General features: G+C 72.1%; 13 protein-coding genes, 1 tRNA gene and 1 pseudogene. 5 read left to right on the forward strand and 10 right to left on the reverse strand.

Annotated features, from left to right (window positions below):
* Window positions 1-2 precede the first annotated feature (2 nt).
* Window positions 3-2,149 (forward strand): annotated as a pseudogene (locus ACFUJY_RS28030) (UvrD-helicase domain-containing protein).
* Between the two features lie 9 nt (window positions 2,150-2,158).
* Here ACFUJY_RS28030 and ACFUJY_RS28035 read toward each other — a convergent pair.
* Together ACFUJY_RS28035 and ACFUJY_RS28040 are read right to left on the reverse strand one after the other, a co-directional pair.
* Complete coding sequence (locus ACFUJY_RS28035) at window positions 2,159-2,980, reverse strand: RNA methyltransferase (RefSeq protein ID WP_383304924.1); 822 nt, start codon at window positions 2,978-2,980, stop codon at window positions 2,159-2,161.
* Window positions 2,981-3,090: 110 nt separating this feature from the next.
* Window positions 3,091-3,175: transfer RNA gene (locus ACFUJY_RS28040), tRNA-Leu, on the reverse strand.
* 257 nt (window positions 3,176-3,432) lie between these two features.
* Between ACFUJY_RS28040 and ACFUJY_RS28045 the strand changes: the two genes are divergently transcribed.
* On the forward strand, window positions 3,433-4,737 hold the full coding sequence (locus ACFUJY_RS28045; protein WP_383304776.1) for a DUF2254 domain-containing protein: 1,305 nt from the start codon (window positions 3,433-3,435) through the stop codon (window positions 4,735-4,737).
* A gap of 11 nt (window positions 4,738-4,748) precedes the next feature.
* Here ACFUJY_RS28045 and ACFUJY_RS28050 read toward each other — a convergent pair whose 3' ends face one another.
* The 7 genes from ACFUJY_RS28050 to ACFUJY_RS28080 all read right to left on the reverse strand — a co-directional run bounded on the left by ACFUJY_RS28050 (window position 4,749) and on the right by ACFUJY_RS28080 (window position 13,025).
* Window positions 4,749-5,753, reverse strand: coding sequence for a sugar phosphate isomerase/epimerase family protein (locus ACFUJY_RS28050; RefSeq protein ID WP_383304780.1), 1,005 nt, complete (start codon window positions 5,751-5,753; stop codon window positions 4,749-4,751).
* 13 nt (window positions 5,754-5,766) lie between these two features.
* Window positions 5,767-6,981, reverse strand: a complete 1,215-nt coding sequence (locus tag ACFUJY_RS28055; RefSeq protein ID WP_383304782.1) for a Gfo/Idh/MocA family protein — start codon at window positions 6,979-6,981, stop codon at window positions 5,767-5,769.
* Between the two features lie 50 nt (window positions 6,982-7,031).
* Entirely contained in the window at window positions 7,032-8,072 is a 1,041-nt protein-coding gene (locus tag ACFUJY_RS28060) for a substrate-binding domain-containing protein (RefSeq protein ID WP_383304783.1), read from the reverse strand.
* Between the two features lie 56 nt (window positions 8,073-8,128).
* A complete protein-coding gene (locus ACFUJY_RS28065) occupies window positions 8,129-9,163 on the reverse strand; it encodes an ABC transporter permease (RefSeq protein ID WP_383304785.1) in 1,035 nt (344 codons plus the stop codon).
* On the reverse strand, window positions 9,160-10,686 hold the full coding sequence (locus ACFUJY_RS28070) for a sugar ABC transporter ATP-binding protein (protein ID WP_383304787.1): 1,527 nt from the start codon (window positions 10,684-10,686) through the stop codon (window positions 9,160-9,162). Before ACFUJY_RS28070 ends, ACFUJY_RS28065 begins: the two co-directional genes overlap by 4 nt.
* Window positions 10,687-10,751: 65 nt before the next feature.
* Window positions 10,752-11,933, reverse strand: a complete 1,182-nt coding sequence (locus ACFUJY_RS28075; RefSeq protein WP_383304789.1) for an ROK family protein — start codon at window positions 11,931-11,933, stop codon at window positions 10,752-10,754.
* Between the two features lie 141 nt (window positions 11,934-12,074).
* A complete protein-coding gene (locus tag ACFUJY_RS28080; RefSeq protein ID WP_383304791.1) occupies window positions 12,075-13,025 on the reverse strand; it encodes a beta-ketoacyl-ACP synthase III in 951 nt (316 codons plus the stop codon).
* A 247-nt stretch (window positions 13,026-13,272) separates the two neighbouring features.
* Between ACFUJY_RS28080 and fdhD the strand changes: the two genes are divergently transcribed.
* Window positions 13,273-14,109 carry a formate dehydrogenase accessory sulfurtransferase FdhD gene (fdhD, locus tag ACFUJY_RS28085; RefSeq protein ID WP_383304793.1) on the forward strand — a complete coding sequence of 279 codons (837 nt, stop codon included), beginning with the start codon at window positions 13,273-13,275 and terminating at the stop codon, window positions 14,107-14,109.
* On the opposite strand, the gene ACFUJY_RS28090 is transcribed toward fdhD, so the two are convergent.
* On the reverse strand, window positions 14,106-15,116 hold the full coding sequence (locus ACFUJY_RS28090; protein WP_383304926.1) for a bile acid:sodium symporter family protein: 1,011 nt from the start codon (window positions 15,114-15,116) through the stop codon (window positions 14,106-14,108). The two genes, fdhD and ACFUJY_RS28090, sit on opposite strands and share 4 nt — an antisense overlap.
* A 463-nt stretch (window positions 15,117-15,579) precedes the next feature.
* Between ACFUJY_RS28090 and ACFUJY_RS28095 the strand changes: the two genes are divergently transcribed.
* Both ACFUJY_RS28095 and ACFUJY_RS28100 read left to right on the forward strand, forming a co-directional pair.
* On the forward strand, window positions 15,580-17,379 hold the full coding sequence (locus tag ACFUJY_RS28095; protein ID WP_383304795.1) for an AMP-dependent synthetase/ligase: 1,800 nt from the start codon (window positions 15,580-15,582) through the stop codon (window positions 17,377-17,379).
* A 92-nt stretch (window positions 17,380-17,471) separates the two neighbouring features.
* Window positions 17,472-18,308 (forward strand): aldo/keto reductase, encoded by an 837-nt coding sequence (locus ACFUJY_RS28100; RefSeq protein ID WP_383304797.1) that lies wholly within the window; start codon window positions 17,472-17,474, stop codon window positions 18,306-18,308.
* Window positions 18,309-18,322 lie beyond the last annotated feature (14 nt).

The raw sequence follows: 18,322 nt of genomic DNA on the forward strand, positions 1-18,322 counted from the left end.
ACATGCCTCATCTCGCGTTCGACATCGGTTTCTGCGCCCAGCTCGGCAAGCTGCAGGGCACCGTCAAGCAGGGGGTGTTCGACGCGTGGGAGAAGTTCGAGCGGCTCACGCTCGACCAGCTGTACAAGGACCCCGGGCTGAAGCTCGAAGCGCTGAAGCGCGCCCGCGATCCGCACATCCGGACCATCCGCATCGACCAGGGCACACGGGGCGTCGTCCTCGCGCCCGACAGCGGCGACACCTACGTGCTGCTGCGCGTGATGCCGCACGACAAGGCCATCGAGTGGGCGGTCAAGCAGAAGGCCAGCATCAACACGGTCACCCGCGCCGTCGAGGTCCGGGACATCGCGATGCTCGACGAGCTCACGCCCGCGTACGAGCGCATCGCGCCCGAGCCCGAGCGGCGGCTGTTCGCCAAGGTGTCGGACGGAGACCTCGCCGCCCTCGGCATCGACGGGACCACACTGCGCCAGGCCCGCGCGCTCACCGACCCGGAGCAGCTGGAGGTGTTCGCGCCGTACTTCCCGCAGGACCAGCGCGAAGTCCTCGAATACCTCGCCGCGGGGTTCAGCGTGGAGGACGTGTGGCGGGAGGTGGTGTCCGTCGCGCTCGCGGCCTCGCCCGGGGACGACGCGCCGGTGGACACGGAGGACTTCGCGACCGCCATCCATCGCACCCGTACCCGTATCGCGCACGTCACCGGGTCCGAGGAGCTGCGGGACATCCTCGACAAGCCGTTCGCCGCCTGGCGGGTCTTCCTGCACCCCTCGCAGCACAAGGTCGCCTACCGTGCCTCGTACTCCGGGCCCGCCCAGGTCACCGGAGGGCCCGGCACCGGAAAGACCGTCGTCGCTCTGCACCGTGTGCGCCATCTGCTGGGGTATCTGAGGGACGGCGAACGCATCCTGCTCACCACCTACACCAACGCGCTGGTGGGAGCCCTGCGGGTGGGGCTGGCCGCGCTCGTGGAGGACGAGGCGCTGCGCGACCGGGTGGACATCATGACCGTCGACGCGTTCGCGGGCCGGGTCCTGTCCACCTCGCGCCGGCCACTGCGCGGGGCGAGGAGGAAACCCGGTGGGAGCAGGCCGCCCACGCCACCGGGTTCACGGGCGGCGCGCAGTTCCTGGGACAGGAGTACCGGCATGTGGTCCTGGCACAGGACCTGCGGACGGAACAGGAGTACGTGGACTGCGACCGCCCCGGGCGCGGCAGCAGGCTGCCCGCCGCCGCGCGTCCGCTCGTGTGGCGCACGGTGGAGGAGTTCACGGAGCAACTCGTCGCCGACGGGGTGCGCACCTACCTCGGCACGTGTGCGGAGGCCGCCGACCTGCTCGTGGCCGAGGGGCCCCGGTACCGGCACGTGGTGGTGGACGAGGCGCAGGACCTGCACCCCGCCCAGTGGCGGCTGCTGCGGGCGGCGGCGCCGCCACGCCCCGACGACCTGTTCATCGCCGGGGACCCGCATCAGCGCATCTACGACTCGAAGGTGTCGCTGAAGGCGGTCGGGATCAAGGTCGCCGGCCGGTCGGCGAAGATGCGTAAGAACTACCGCTCCACGCACGAGATCCTGAGCTGGTCCACGGCCCTCCTCGTCGGCCGGCCCTTCGAGCAGCTGGCCGACGACGCCCGCAACGAGACGCTGCTCGGCTACCGCTCGGCCCTGCACGGCAACGGCCCCGAGGTCTGCGCGGCGGCCTCCGAGGAGGCGGAGCTCGACGCGGTGCTCACACGTGTCCGGCGCTGGATCGAGAGCGGGATCGCCCCCGGAGAGATCGGTGTGACCGCACGGTTCAACAAGAACTGCGACAAGGCCGTGGACCGCCTCCGGGCGGCGGGCATCCTCGCGGCGCGGCTGCGGGGCGACGCGGCCGCGCAGCCGGACGCCGTGCAGGTGGGCACGATGCACGCCTTCAAGGGCCTGGAATTCCGCTGCGTCGCGGTCATCGGGGTGCGGGACGGTGCGCTGCCGTATCCCCGGGCGGTGACACCGGCCGAGGTGGACCGTGTGCAGCACGCCTCGGACCTGATGGCGGAGCGCTGTCTGCTGTTCGTCGCCTGCACGCGGGCGCGGGACGGGCTGTACGTGTCGTGGTCGGGTGCGCCCAGTGCGTTCCTGGTGGAGGCGGGGCTGGGGCAGAGCCGGTAGCGAGACCCTTCAGCCCCGCGCCTTCGCCAACCGCTGCCGCCGCGCCTCGTACAGGACGATCGACGCCGCATTCGAGGCGTTCAGCGAGCTCGCCGAGCCCGTCATCGGGATGCTGACGACGTGGTCGCAGCGCTCGCGCCAGGCGTTGCTCAGGCCCGCCGTCTCGTTGCCGATGAGCAGCAGGACGGGCTGGGTCAGGTCGAACTCCGAGGCGTCGCACTCGCCGTCCTCGTCGGTGCCGACGACGAGGACCGGGCGGCCCCGGTCGCGCTCGGCGTCCAGCCAGTCGCCGACCTCGCGGTGGGAGGGGGTGCGGACGACGGGGAGGGCGAAGAAGGAGCCGGTCGTCGCGCGGACGGCCTTCGGGTCGTACGGGTCGGCCGCGTGCCCCGTCACGATGAGTCCGCGGGCGCCGAACGCGTCGGCGGAGCGGACGATGCTGCCGATGTTGCCGGGCTGCGTCGGGCGGTCGAAGACGAGGCCGAGGAAGTCCTCGTCGACGCGGAGGCGGGTCAGGTCGTCCGGCTCCATCTCGACCACGGCCAGGACCTCCGGGGCGCCCTCGGCCTTCTCGCTCAGCTCCGCGAGCAGGTCGGGGGCCATGGCGATGCGTTCCGCGGTGATCCCGCGCACCAGCTCCTCCGCCCAGCGGGAGAGCGGGCGGCTCGCGTCGTACAGGAGGGAGCGGATGGTCCAGCCGTGCTCGACGGCCATGGTGATCGGCCGGACGCCCTGGACGATGAACTCACCGGCGCGTCCGCGCTTGGTCCGGTTGGTGAGCAGCGTCTGGAACTGCTGAAAGCGGGCGTTGCGGGTCGTGATCCGCTGCACAGCCACCGGGGGTCCTCCAAGGGGTGATCGGCCGCTCCGGAGGCGGTACGGGGCCGCCCCGGAAACCAGAAATTCCCACGGTTCGCGATGAACCGTGGGAACTGGATGAGTGTCCGAGGGGGGACTTGAACCCCCACGCCCGATAAAGGGCACTAGCACCTCAAGCTAGCGCGTCTGCCATTCCGCCACCCGGACCAGGTGATCCGCCCCGGTTTCCCGCGGCGACAAAGAAAACAATACCAGGGGTTTGGGGTGCCCCTCACCTGCATATCGGGTGGCCGGGCAGTGGACATTGCGCTGGTCAGTGCGGTGCGGGGGGCTCCGGGGCGCAATTCGGCCCGGAGCCGCGCCACCCCCGTACGGACCGTCGCCGCGCACGTACGGACCGTGCCGCCGGAGGGTCGGTGGCTGGTTCCACGGGTGGCCGGGCGGGGCGGGTTACTTTCGCCTGCATGAGTGATCGCGGCTCCCGTCCTCCCCGCGCGCTGTCGCCGCTGCGCGAGCACCTGCGCGAGACGTTCTGGTTCGCCCCGGCCCTGACGCTGGTCTGCGCGTGCGTGCTCTGGTTCGCCGCGGCGGCGCTGGACGAGCGGATCGTCTCGTACCTGCGCGAGGAGCAGGCGTACGACGAGATCCAGGACCTGGTGAAGGTCGCCGAGGACACCAAGCAGATCGTGGTCACGGTCAGCTCGGCGATGATGACCTTCATCGGTGTGGTCTTCAGCATCTCGCTGGTCGCGGTGCAGATGGCGAGCGGCCAGCTCACGCCCCGGGTGGTGCGGATCTTCGTACGGAGCCGGATCAGCAAGCTGACCCTGTCGGTGTTCCTGGCGACGTTCGTCTTCTCGCTGCTGGTCCTCAGCTCGTACGAGAGCGAGACCGACCCGCGCCGGGTCACCTCGCTGCCGTTCGTGCAGAGCGTGCTGACCGCCCTGCTGGTCGGGCTGAGCCTGCTCCTCTTCATCGCGTACGTGAGCTCCACGCTGCGCCTGATGCAGAACGGGCCGGTCCTCGACCGCATCACCCGGGACACCTTCCGGGTGCTGGGGCGGATGCCCGCCGGCCGCCCGGACGCGGACCCGCTGCCCGACGAGACCGGGCAGATCCTGTACGAGGGACGGGCCGGGGTGCTCCGCGACGTCAACGTGGCCCGGCTGGTCCGGGCCGCCCGGCGCCAGGGCGTGGTGCTCAGGCTGATTCCCCGGCTCGGGGACTTCGTGGTGCCGGGGACGCCGGTGCTCGCCGTGCACGGCGGGGCGGCGCCGGCCCGGCACGCCCTGCGGTACACGGTGTCGGTGGGTGTCGAGCGCACCCTGCACCAGGACCTGGCGTTCGGGCTGCGCCAGCTGTCGGACATCGCGCTGCGGGCGCTGTCCACCGCGGTGAACGACCCGACGACGGCCGTGCAGTGCCTGGACCGGATCGTGCAGTTCCTGGCCGCGGCGGTGCGGCTGCCGCTGGGCACGGTGCACCACCGCGACCGCCGGGGGGTGGTGCGGCTGGTGCAGGACGTGCCGGGGTGGGAGGACCTGGTGGACCTGGGGTTCGAGGAGGTGCGCCGGTGTGCGGCGGGCGTCCCGCAGGTGACCCGGCGGCTGCTCGCCGGGATCGACGACCTGCTGCCGCTGGCCGGGCCGGACCGGCGGGGGCCGCTCGTCCGGCACCGCGGGCTCCTCGTGCAGGCGGTGGAGCACGCGGTGCCGGACGCCGACGAGCGGGCGTTCTCGCTGCTGCCCGACCGGCAGGGCATCGGCTGAGCGGACAGCCCCTAGTCCTTGCCGCCGAACGCCGCGTCGAAGGACGCGCTCGGCGGGTCGAAGTCGTAGCGCTTCAGGGACGCCAGCGCCTCCGGGGCCCCCGCCAGCCGGTCCATGCCGGCGTCCTCCCACTCCACCGACACGGGCCCCTCGTAGCCGATGGACCGGAGCATCCGGAACACGTCCTCCCAGGGCACGTCCCCGTGGCCGGCCGAGACGAAGTCCCAGCCCCGGCGGGGGTCGCCCCAGGGCAGATGGGAGCCGAGGCGGCCGTTGCGGCCGTCGAGGCGTGTGCGGGCCTCCTTGCAGTCCACGTGGTAGATGCGGTCCCGGAAGTCGTACAGGAAGCCGACCGGGTCCAGGTCCTGCCAGACGAAGTGGCTCGGGTCGAAGTTCAGGCCGAAGGCCGGCCGGTGGTCCACCGCCTCCAGCGCGCGGTGGGTGGTCCAGTAGTCGTACGCGATCTCGCTGGGGTGGACCTCGTGGGCGAAGCGCACGCCCTCCGCGTCGAAGACGTCCAGGATCGGGTTCCAGCGCTCGGCGAAGTCCTCGTAGCCGCGCTCGATCATGTGCGGCGGGACCGGCGGGAACATCGCGACCAGGTGCCAGATCGAGGACCCGGTGAAGCCGATGACGGTGTCCACGCCGAAGGCGGCGGCCGCCCGCGCGGTGTTCTTGATCTCCTCGGCGGCCCGCCGGCGCACCCCCTCCGGCTCGCCGTCGCCCCAGATGCGGGCGGGCAGGATGCCCTGGTGGCGTTCGTCGATGGGGTGGTCGCAGACGGCCTGGCCCACCAGGTGGTTGGAGACCGCCCAGCACTTCAGGCCGTACGTGTCGAGCAGGGCCCGGCGGCCGTCCAGGTACGCCGGGTCGGCGAGGGCCTTGTCCACCTCGAAATGGTCGCCCCAGCAGGCGAGTTCGAGGCCGTCGTACCCGAAGTCGCGGGCGTACCGGCAGACCTCCTCCAGCGGGAGGTCGGCCCATTGGCCGGTGAAGAGGGTGAAGGGACGGGGCATGGGACGGGACCTCCTAGAGCGTGACGGGGGTGAGGGCGGAGTTCTTCGCGGCGCTCTCCTCCACCGCGGCCAGCACCCGCTGCACCTGGAGGCCGTCCGCGAAGGACGGCACGGGCGCGCCGCCTCCTCCGGCGATGGCGCACACCACGTCCCGGGCCTGGTGGACGAAGGTGTGCTCGTAGCCGAGGGTGTGGCCCGGCGGCCACCACGCCTCCAGGTAGGGGTGCTCGGGCTCGGTGACGAGGACGCGGCGGAAACCGGCCGTGGCGGCGGGTTCGGTGTGGTCGTGGAAGGACAGTTCGTTGAGGCGTTCCAGGTCGAAGGCGAGCGAGCCGCGCTCCCCGTTGATCTCCAGCCGCAGGGCGTTCTTGCGGCCGGCCGCCATCCGGGTCACCTCGAAGGACGCCAGGGCGCCGGAGGCGAGCCGGCCGGTGAAGACGGCGGCGTCGTCCACGGTGACCGGACCGGTGTCCCCGGCCGCCGCCCCGCCGCCGAGCCCGCCGGGCGGTCCGGCGGGCCGGGGCCGTTCGCGTACGAAGGTCTCGGCCAGCGCCGACACCGCCGCCAGCGGCTCGCCCGCCAGGTACTGCGCGAGGTCCACCACGTGGGCCCCGAGGTCGCCGAGCGCGCCGGAGCCCGCGCGGTCCTTGTCCAGGCGCCAGGTGAGCGGGGACGCGGGGTCGGTCAGCCAGTCCTGGAGGTAGACGGCGCGCACGTGGCGCAGGGCGCCGAGGCGGCCGTCGGCGATGATCCGGCGGGCGTGGGCGAGGGCGGGCACCCGGCGGTAGTTGAAGCCCACGAAGGCCGACCGGCCCCGGGCGGCGGCGCGCTCGGCCGCCGCCGCCATGGCCTCCGCCTCGGCCACCGTGTTGGCGAGCGGCTTCTCGCAGAGGACGTGCTTGCCGGCCTCCAGGGCGGCGACGGCGATCTCCGCGTGGCTGTCGCCGGGGGTGCAGATGTCGATCAGCTGCACGTCGTCGCGGGCGATCAGGGCGCGCCAGTCGGTCTCGGCGGCGGCCCAGCCGTGCCGGTCCGCCGCGGCCTCGACCGCGGTGCGGTCGCGTCCGCAGACCGCGGCGAGCACCGGCCGCGCCGGCAGGTCGAAGACGTGTCCGGCGGTGCGCCAGCCCTGTGAGTGGGCGGCTCCCATGAACGCGTATCCGACCATGCCGATCCCGAGCGTCGGCGGCGCTGCCGTCTGCTGCTGCGTCTGATCCGTCTGGGCCATCCGGGGCTTCCTCCTCGTCGGTGGTTCGGCACGTGCGCTCGCGGGGCGGGTCAGTTGAAGCCCGTCGGCAGGTACTGGTCGACGTTGTCCTTGGTGACGACGGCGGAGTACAGGGTGAGGCTGGTGGGGATCTCCAGTTCGGAGAGGCCGGCGACGCCGTTGGACTGACCGAGGGCGCGGGCCAGGTCGATGGCGGACGCGGCCATGGTCGGCGGGTAGAGGACGGTGGCCTTCAGGACGCTGTCGTCGGCCTTGATGGCGTCCATCGCGGACTTGGCGCCCGCGCCGCCGACCATCAGGAACTCGTCGCGCCCGGCCTGCTGGATCGCGCGGAGGGCGCCCACGCCCTGGTCGTCGTCGTGGTTCCACAGGGCGTCGAACTTCTTCTGCGCCTGGAGGAGCTGCGCCATCTTGGCCTGGCCCGACTCCACGGTGAAGTCGGCTGCCTGACGGGCCACCAGTTCGATGTTGGGGTAGTTCTTCAGCGCGTCGGAGAAGCCCTTGCTGCGCTGCTTGGTGAGTTCCAGGTTGTCGATCCCGGCGAGCTCGACGACCTTGGCGTTCTTCTTGTCCTTGAGCTGTTCGCCGATGTAGGTGCCGGCGTTGAGGCCCATGCCGTAGTTGTCGCCGCCGATCCAGCAGCGGTACGCCTGCGGCGAGGCGAAGATGCGGTCCAGGTTGATGACGGGGATGCCCGCGCGCATGGCTTCCAGGCCGACCTGGGTGAGCGCCTTGCCGTCGGCGGGCAGGACGACCAGGACGTCGACCTTCTTGTTGATGAGGGTCTTGACCTGGCCGATCTGGGCGGCGGTGTCGTTGGACCCCTCGGTGGTCTCCAGGGTCACCTCGGAGTACTTCTCTGCCCGGGACCTGGCGTTCTCGTTGATGGCGTTGAGCCAGCCGTGGTCGGCCTGGGGTCCGGCGAAGCCGATGGTGACGGGCTTGCCCGGCTTGTCGTCGGCGGCGGGCGCCCCGCTCTGCGCGGGCGCGTCCTTCTCCTTGGGCTCGTTGCTGGTGCAGGCGGTGAGGAAGGCGCCGGCGGAGACGGCTGCGGTGCCGAACAGGAGCCCTCTGCGACTGGTTTGCGGCATGGCTGTGGAACCCTTCATCCGGTGGGTGGGTGCGGGGGGCGTAGGGGCGGGGGGCGTCAGGTCTCGGTACGGGAGGTGCGGCTCTGGACGAGGACGGCGGCGACGATGATCGCGCCCTTGGCGATCTGCTGCACGTCGCTCTGCAGGTTGTTGAGCGCGAAGATGTTGGTGATCGTGGTGAAGATCAGGACGCCGAGGACGGAGCCGGTGATGGTGCCGCGTCCGCCGCTGAGGAGGGTGCCGCCGATGATCGCGGCGGCGATGGCGTCGAGTTCGTAGAGGTTGCCGGCGGTGTTCTGGCCGGAGCCGGACAGGATGATCAGCATGAAGGCCGCGATGCCGCAGCACAGCCCGGACAGCAGGTAGAGGTAGAGCCGCTGCCGGCGGACGTCGATGCCGGCGAGCCGGGCCGCTTCGGCGTTGCCGCCGATGGCGACGGTGCGGCGGCCGAAGGTCGTACGGTTCAGCAGCAGCCAGCCGGCGGCGGTGACCGCGGCGAAGATCAGGACGAGCGGCGGGATGCCCAGGACGTAGGCGTCCGGGAGCCCCAGGTCCAGGACCGCGTCGACGGTGACGATCTGGGTCTTGCCGTCGGTGATCATCAGGGCGACCCCGCGCGCCGAGGCGAGCATCGCCAGCGTCGCGATGAACGGCACCACCCTCCCGTACGCGATGAGCACCCCGTTGACCAGGCCGGCGCCGAGGCCGACGAGCACGGCGGTGAACAGGATGCCCGCCAGCCCGTACTCCTGGGTGGCGAGGGTGCTCGCCCAGACGGAGGCCAGGGCGACCATGGCGCCGACCGAGAGGTCGATGCCGCCGGAGGTGATGACGAAGGTCACGCCGACGGTGACGACACCGATCACCGACGCCTGGGTCAGGACGAGTTGCAGGTTGCCGGTGTCCAGGAAGGCGTCGGGCTCGGTGAATCCGCCGACGGCCACCAGCACGGCGAGGATGCCGAGCAGGGACAGGGTGTGCAGGTCCGGGCGCAGCCCCGGGGCGCGCGGGGGTCCGTACTTCTTCGGGGCCACGGGGGCGGGGCCCTGGTCCGGCCCGCTCTGCCGCGCCGTGGGAACGGGGTGGGTCATGGCGTCGGGCTCCCTTCCATCACGAGGTCGAGTACGCGGTGTTCGTCCAGGTCCGTGGCGTCGGCGGTGTGCACGACGCGTCCTTCGCGCAGGACGAGCACCCGGTCGGCGAGGCCCAGGACTTCGGGCACTTCGCTGGAGACGAGCAGCACGGCCAGCCCTTCGTCGGCCAGCCGGCGGATCACGGCGTAGAGCTCGGCACGGGCGCCGACGTCGACGCCGCGGGTCGGTTCGTCCAGCAGCAGCACCCGGCAGCCGCGCAGCAGCCAGCGGGCCAGGACCGCCTTCTGCTGATTGCCGCCGGAGAGGGTGCGGACGGGGGTGTCGGGGTTGTCGGGGTGCAGTGACAGGGCCCGGGTGGCCTCGCCGGCGGCCCCGCGCTCCGTGCTGCGGTCCAGCCACCCTGCCCTGGAGTAGCGGGACATGGTGGACAGCGAGACGTTGCGGGTGACGGATTCGAGCATCAGCAGGGCCTGGGCCTTGCGTTCCTCGGGGGCGAGGCCGATGCCGGCGGCGACGGCGGAGCGCACGCTCCCGGGCCGCAGCGCCTTCCCGTCGACGGTGACCCGTCCGGCCGTGGCCCGGCGGGCGCCGTAGACCGTCTCCAGGATCTCGGAGCGCCCGGACCCGACGAGACCGGCGAGGCCGACGATCTCGCCCGGCCGCACCGTCAGGTCGACCGGGGCGAACTCCCCTTGTCTGGCGAGTCCTTCGACGGTGAGTACGGGGGCGGCCTCGGCGCGCCCGGCCGGTGGCGGGGTGCGGGGCGGGAAGACGTACTCCACCTTGCGGCCCGTCATCAGGGCGACGATGTCGTGGGTCGGGGTGGTCTCGGCGGGCAGCCCGGAGGCGACGGCCCGGCCGTCCTTGAGCACCGTCACCCGGTCGCCGATGCGGCGGATCTCCTCCAGGCGGTGCGAGATGTAGACGACGGCGACGCCCTCGGCGGTGAGTGAGGCGATGACCCGGAAGAGGTTGCCGACCTCGTCGGGGTCGAGTGCGGCGGACGGCTCGTCCATCACGATGAGCCGTACGTCGTGCGAGAGCGCCCGGGCCATGGACACGATCTGCTGCTGGGCGGCGGAGAGTTCACCGACCGGGCGGGCCGGGTCGATCTCCGGGTGGCCGAGCCGGGCCAGCAGGGCGGCGGCCTCGGCCCGGGCGCGGCGGGACCGGACGACGAACCCGGCGCTGGTGAACTCGTGGCCCAGGAAGACGTTCTCGGCGACCGACAGGCCCCGGACCAGGTCCAGTTCCTGGTAGATGGTGGCGATGCCGAGGCGCATCGCGGCGAGCGGCGACTTGAGTTCGGCGGGTGCGCCGCACCAGGTGATCTCGCCGTCGTCGGGCTGGTGGGCGCCGGCCAGGACCTTGATGAGGGTGGACTTGCCGGCCCCGTTCTGGCCGAGGAGGCAGTGCACCTCGCCGGCCTGGACCTCCAGGTCGACGCCGTCGAGGGCGCGGACACCGGGGAAGGACTTGGTGATGCCGGACATGGTGAGCAGCGGTGGTTGCGGAGCCATGACGAATCCCCTCGGCGGACGAGGTGTGGGTGTGTGGGGCCGGCCTCCCGGGCGGGCCGGGCGGGTCAGGCGGGTGAGAAGAGGTGGTCGCTGATGAGCCTGGCCGCTCCGGTGACTCCGGCGGCGGGTCCCAGCTCGCCCAGGACGATCGGTAGGTTGCCGGTGGCCAGCGGCAGGGAGCGCCGGTAGACCTGGGCCCGGACGGCGGCCAGCAGGGTGTGGCCGAGTCCGGTCACCCCGCCGCCGATCACCACCAGGGCGGGGTTGAAGAAGCTGACGAGGCCCGCGATGACCTGGCCGACGCGGTTGCCGCCCTCACGGATCAGGACGAGCGAGGTGGCGTCCCCGGCGGCCGCGGCGGCGGCCACGTCCGCGGCGGTGAGCCGGCCGGACGCGTCGAGCCGGGCCGCGAGCTCCTCGGACCGTCCGGCGCGGGCCGCGTCCTCGGCGTCGCGGGCCAGGGCGGCGCCGCTGAAGTGGGCTTCCAGGCAGCCCCGGTTGCCGCAGGCGCAGAGCCGGCCGCCGGGTTCGACCTGGATGTGGCCGATGTCGCCGGCGCTGCCCGTCGCGCCCCGGTGGACGGTGCCGCCGACGACGATGCCGCAGCCGATGCCGGTACCGATCTTGACGCAGAGGAAGTCGCCCACGGAACGGGCCACGCCCGCCTGCTGCTCCCCCAGGGCCATCAGGTTCACGTCGTTGTCGACCATGACCGGGCAGCCCAGCTCCTGGCTGAGTGCCTCGCGGACCGGGAAGCCGTCCCAGCCGGGCATGATCGGGGGTGCGACGGGGACGCCCTCGGGGAAGCGGACCGGTCCGGGGACGCCGATCCCGGCGCCGTCGAAGCTGTCGGCGAGCCCGGAGTCCCGGAGCTTCGCCGCCATGGCCAGCACCTGCTCGAAGACCGCGACGGGTCCTTCGCGTACGTCCATGGGGTGGGTGAGGTGGCCCAGGACCTCCAGCTCCGCGTTGGTGACCGCCACGTCGACGGAGGTGGCGCCGATGTCGACGCCGAGGAAGCGCAGGTGCGGGGCGAGCCGGATGTTGTGCGAGCGGCGCCCGCCCCGGGACGCGGCGAGCCCGTCGGCGACGACGAGTCCGGTCTCCAGCAGCCGGTCGACCTCGACGGCCAGCTTGGACCGGGAGAGGTCGACCTGATCGCCCAGCTTCGCCCGGGAGTTGGGCCCACCATCGCGCAACAGCCGGAGCAGTCGCGCCTGGTGGGCGTTCGCGGGTCGTGCCGTCATACGTCTCACGCGCCCCTCCCGCCTCGTCGGCCTGTCCGTCGGGCTTGGGTGGGGAACGTAGCAGCGGTTGCCGGGGCTGGGAAGAAGTCGCGCAGGAATCCGGCGAACTTTCTCCACTCCGAGGACAAAGCCGCCTGCGGCTCACGGGCAGCTGATCACCTGTCCCGCGTAGCTGAGGTTGCCGCCGAAGCCGAAGAGGAGGACCGGCGCACCGCTGGGGATCTCGCCCCGTTCGACCAGCTTGGAGAGGGCCATCGGGATGGAGGCGGCGGAGGTGTTGCCGGAGTCGATCACATCGCGCGCGACGACGGCGTTGACCGCGCCGATCTTCCGGGCGACGGGCTCGATGATCCGCAGGTTGGCCTGGTGCAGGACGACCGCCGCCAGGTCCTCCGGGGTCAGGCCGGCCTTCTCGCACACCTTGCGGGCGATGGGGGGCAGCTGGGTGGTGGCCCAGCGGTAGACGGACTGGCCCTCCTGCGCGAAGCGCGGCGGCGTCCCCTCGATGCGGACCGCGTCCCCCATGCCCGGGACCGACCCCCACAGCACCGGTCCGATGCCGGGGCGCCCGGTCTCCGCCGTATCGGCGACGACGACGGCCGCACCGGCGCCGTCCCCCATCAGCACGCAGCTGGAACGATCCGTCCAGTCGACGATGTCGCCCATCTTGTCGGCGCCGATGACCAGGGCACGGGTGGCGGCACCGGCCCGCAGCGCGTGGTCGGCGGTGGCGAGGGCGTGGGTGAACCCGGAGCACACCACGTTGATGTCCATGACCGCGGGCGCCTCCATGCCCAGGCGGGCGGCGACCCGGGCGGACATGCTCGGCGAGCGGTCGATGGCGGTGGAGGTGGCGACCAGCACCAGGTCGATGTCGGACGGCTGGAGACCGGCCGAGGCGAGGGCCTTGGCGGCCGCGTGCGCGGCCAGCTCGTCCACCGGCTCGTCGGGGCCGCCGAGGTGCCGGGTCCTGATGCCGACGCGGCTGGTGATCCACTCGTCACTGGTGTCGACCATGGCCGCCAGATCGTGGTTGGTGAGCACCTTGGCGGGCTGGTAGTGGCCGAGCGCCACGACACGTGAGCCGGTCATAAAACAGGGTCCCCTCGCTCCATCTGTCAGGAACCATCCAGTCTTGGTCGCTACCGCCCGGTACGGGGGCAGGTGATCCCACAGGAATACCGGCCCCGGCTTGGAGGGCTCGACACCGCCCGCGGTCTCCCTGGACCCATGCCTCCGGTTGCGGCGCCGCGCGGGCGGTGCAGGACAATGGCAGCGTCGGGGCGCGCCGCCGGTGCGCCCGCAGTCCCTCACGCACAGAAAATCGGGTCCAACGGTCATGGGACGGGTCACCGAGCGCCGCCGCACCATCCGCATCCGGGACGGGGCCGTCTCCGCCCGCCCCGACACCCTGGTCGCCGAGGAACCCCTGGAGATCCGGCTGAACGGGAAGCCGCTCGCGATCACCATGCGCACCCCGGGCGACGACTTCGCGCTGGCGGCGGGCTTCCTGGTCAGCGAGGGTGTGATCGGCGACCGGGCCGATGTGCGGTCGATCGTGTACTGCGCGGGCGCGACCGCCGACGGGGTCAACACGTACAACGTGGTGGACGTCGGGCTCGCCCCCGGCGTCGAGGTCCCCGACATCACTCTGGAGCGCAACGTCTACACCACGTCGTCCTGCGGCCTGTGCGGCAAGGCCAGCCTGGACGCCGTCCGCACCACCACCCGGCACCCGGTCGCCGACGCTCCCCCGCTGTCGCTGGCGCCCGCGCTGCTGTCCGGACTGCCCGACCGGCTGCGGGCCTCGCAGCGGGTCTTCGACCGGACCGGCGGGCTGCACGCGGCGGCGCTGTTCTCGGAGACCGGCGAGCTGATGGACGTACGGGAGGACGTCGGGCGGCACAACGCGGTCGACAAGCTGGTGGGCCGGGCGCTGACGGACGGGCGGCTGCCGCTGTCCCGGTCGGTCCTGCTGGTGTCGGGGCGGGCCTCGTTCGAGCTGGCGCAGAAGGCGGTGATGGCCGGCATACCGGTGCTGGCGGCCGTGTCGGCGCCCTCGTCCCTCGCCGTGGACCTGGCGGCCGAGACCGGCCTGACCCTGGTCGGCTTCCTGCGGGGTCCCTCGATGAACGTGTACGCGGGCGAGCACCGCATCGCGCTGGACGCCGGCTAACTCGCCGGCACGGCTTCCGGCGCCACCGTCTCCCGGCCGTCGCGGGCGCGCCGCCTGGCGATCACCGCGCAGACCATCAACTGCATCTGGTGGAAGAGCATCAGCGGCAGCACCGCCAGGCTCGCCTGTGCGCCGAAGAGGACGCTGGCCATGGGCAGCCCGGAGGCGAGGCTCTTCTTGGACCCGGCGAACTGGATCGCGATGCGGTCGGCCCGGCCGAAGCCGAGGCGCTTCGCGCCGTACCAGCTCACCGTGAGCATCAGCGCGAGCAGGACCGCCTCGGCGGCCAGGAGCGCGCCGAGCCGGGCCGGGGTCACCTGGTGCCAGATGCCGGCGACCATGCCCTCGCTGAACGCGGTGTAGACGACGAGCAGGATGGAGCCCCGGTCGACCAGGCCGAGGACCCTGCGGTGCCGGGCGACGAACCCCCCGATGCGGCGGCGCAGCAGCTGACCGGCGGCGAACGGCAGCAGCAGCTGGACGCCGATCTTCAGCAGGGCGTCGCCGGAGAACCCGCCGCCGCTGCCGCCGAGCAGCGCGGCGGCGAGGAGCGGGGTGAGGAAGATCCCGGCGATCGAGGAGAAGGAGCCCGCACAGATCGCGGCGGGCACGTTGCCCCGGGCGATCGAGGTGAAGGCGATCGAGGACTGGATGGTCGAGGGGACGAGGCACAGGAAGAGGAAGCCGCTCTGCAGCTGCGGCGACAGGACGTACGGCACCAGACCCGCGCTCGCCAGGCCCAGCAGCGGGAAGACGACGAAGGTGCAGCCCAGCACGGTGAGGTGGAGCCGCCAGTGGCGCAGCCCGTCCAGCGCCTCGGCCGTGGACAGGCGCGCCCCGTACAGGAAGAAGAGGAGCGCGACCGCGCCCGTGGAGGCCCCGCCGGCCACCTCGGCGGCCGTGCCCGAGGCCGGCAGCAGTGCCGCGAGGACGACCGTGCCGATCAGCGCCGCTATGTACGGGTCGGCCGGCAGCCAGGACGGCGGCTTCGGCAGGAGGCGGCTCAGGTGCTTCACGTGTGCTTCCGTTCGGGTCGTGTCGTGCCCGGACCCATCCTGCGCGCGGGGGGCCGTGATCGGGAAATGCGCGCGTCGGGCTGTTACCGCCGTCACGATCGGCGTGAGCAGGCATGACGGGGTGCGGGCCCGGGGAGAATGCACGGGACGCGACGGCCCGGTGCCGGGCGGGCCGGCCACACCGGACCGGTCATACCGGGACACAGCCCCCCACACCGGCAGTGATCGCGGCGTACAGATTCGGTGGAGATTCCCGCGCGAGCCGCTTACCCCGCGGTCCCAAGCGCGCCCGAGCCTTGCCCATCTGGCCGGATTTCGGCCCCTGACCAGTGCGGATGCCACGCGGTACGGACCGTTCCGGACTCTCCCGCCCGGACGCCCCTTGGGGTAGCGTCGCGGCGCTGTGCGGAGCACCACAAGGAGCAGGTCATTGCGCGAGTTCACTGTCCCACCCATGGCGGCCGCGCCCCTCGTGGGCGGCCTCGCCGATGTGGTGTTCGACCATGCCGACGAGGACCCGCACCGGGTCGCGCTCGGCCGGAAAGACGCGGACGGCAACTGGCGCGACGTGACGTCGGCCGCGTTCCGCGACGAGGTGCTGGCGCTGGCCAAGGGGCTGATCGCGCACGGGGTGCGGTTCGGCGACCGGGTCGCCCTGATGTCGCGGACGCGCTACGAGTGGACCCTGTTCGACTTCGCACTGTGGGCGGTGGGCGCCCAGTCGGTGCCGGTCTACCCGACGTCCTCCGCCGAGCAGGTGCTGTGGATGCTGCACGACGCCGAGGTGTCGGCGGTGATGGTGGAGCACGAGGACCACGCGATGACGGTGGCCTCCGTCATCGACCGGCTGCCCCGGCTGAAGCGGCTGTGGCAGCTGGACTCCGGCGCGGTGACGGAGCTGGTCGAGGCGGGTGCGCAGGTGGAGGACGAGGTGGTGCACCGGCACCGGCGGGCGGTGACCCCGGAGTCGGTGGCGACCGTCATCTACACCTCGGGCACCACGGGCCGCCCCAAGGGCTGCGTCCTCACGCACGCCAACTTCATGTTCGAGGCGGACACCATGGCCTCGCGCTGGGAGTCGGTCTTCCACTCCAGACCGGGTGACGAGGCGGTGACGCTCCTCTTCCTTCCGCTGGCGCACGTCTTCGGGCGGATGGTGGAGGTCACCGCGATCCGGGGCCGGGTCAAGCTGGGGCACCAGCCGGAGCTGTCGGCGAAGGCTCTGATGCCGGACCTGGTCTCGTTCCGGCCGACGTTCATCCTGGCGGTGCCGTACATCTTCGAGAAGGTCTTCGACGCGGCCCGGCGCAAGGCGGAGGCGGAGGGCAGGGCGGGGCCGTTCGAGAAGGCCGTCGACATCGCGGTGAAGTACGCGGAGGCGATGGAGGCCCGGGCCTTCGGCACCGGCCCGGGGCCCTCGGCCGGGCTGCGGATGCAGCACCAGTTCTTCGACAAGGTCGTGTACAAGAAGGTCCGCGAGGCGATGGGCGGCCGCATCCGGCACGCCATGTCGGGCGGCTCGGGCATGGAGCGCGGCCTCGGTCTGTTCTTCGCGGGCGCCGGGGTGACGGTGTACGAGGGGTACGGGCTGACCGAGACGACGGCGGCGGCCACCGCCAATCCGCCGGAGCGCACCCGGTACGGCACGGTCGGACAGCCGATCCCCGGCAGCACGGTGCACATCGCGGAGGACGGGGAGGTGTGGGTGCACGGGGACCATGTCTTCGGCGGGTACCTCGGCGACCCGAAGGCGACCGACGCGGTGCTCAACGACGGCTGGCTGGCCACCGGTGACCTGGGGGCGCTGGACGAGGACGGCTATCTGACGATCACCGGGCGGAAGAAGGAGATCCTGGTGACGTCCGGCGGCAAGAGCGTGTCGCCGGCCGCCCTGGAGGAGCGGGTGCGGGCGCATCCGCTGGTGGCGCAGTGCATCGTCGTCGGCAACGACCGGCCGTATGTGGCGGCGCTGGTCACCGTCGACCAGGAGGCCGTGGCGCACTGGCTGACGATGCAGGGGCGGCAGACGCTGTCGCCGGGCGAGCTGGTGCGCGACCCGGATCTGGAGATGGAGGTCCGCCGGGCGGTGGTGGCGGCGAACACCGCGGTCTCGCAGGCGGAGTCCATCCGTACGTTCCGCATCCTGGCGCACCAGTTCAGCGAGCAGCACGGACTGCTCACCCCGTCGCTGAAGCTGAAGCGCAAGGCGATCGAGGCGGCGTACGAGGCCGAGGTGGACGCGCTGTACCGCTGAGCGGGGAACGGATCGCCGCTTCCGGGAATGCGCGGGCGTCCTTGATCGTTGACCCTGGGAGTCCCACCCCTCAACGTTAGGATTCTCAGCTCGTGAGCCAGGTCCCCTCCCTCACCCTCAACAACGGCGTCGAGATGCCCCAGCTCGGGTTCGGAGTCTGGCAGGTGCCGGACGACGAGGCGGCGAAGGCGGTCGCCACCGCCATCGAGTCCGGGTACCGCAGCATCGACACCGCCGCGATCTACCAGAACGAGACGGGTACGGGCAAGGCCATCGCCGCCTCCGGTGTCGCCCGCGACGAGCTGTTCGTGACGACCAAGCTGTGGAACAGCGAGCAGGGCTACGACTCGACGCTGCGCGCGTTCGACGCCTCCCTGGAGAAGCTGGGTCTCGACTACGTCGACCTGTATCTGATCCACTGGCCGGTGCCGGCCAAGGACGCGTACGTCGACACCTACCGCGCCTTCGAGAAGATCTACGCCGAAGGCCGCGCGAAGGCCATCGGCGTGTCGAACTTCCTCCCGGAGCACCTGGAGCGGCTGCTCGGTGAGACCTCCGTGGTGCCGGTGCTCAACCAGATCGAGCTGCACCCGCAGCTCCAGCAGGCCGAGTCGCGCGCCGTGCACGCCAAGCACGGCATCCTCACCGAGGCATGGTCGCCGCTCGGTTCCGGCAAGGGCCTCCTGGAGGTCCCGACGGTCCTCGCGGTCGCCCGCAAGCACAACCGCACGCCCGCCCAGGCGGTGCTCCGCTGGCACCTCCAGACGGGCAACGTGGTGATCCCGAAGTCCGTGACGCCGTCGCGGATCGCGGAGAACATCGACGTGTTCGACTTCGAGCTGGACGCCGACGACCTGGCCGCGTTCGCGGCGCTGGACGAGGGCAAGCGGCTCGGCCCGAACCCGGGCGAGTTCAACGCCGGCGCCTGATCGCCGAAGCCCGT

The organism is Streptomyces sp. NPDC057249 (genome assembly GCF_042669245.1).
Lineage (GTDB): Bacteria > Actinomycetota > Actinomycetes > Streptomycetales > Streptomycetaceae > Streptomyces.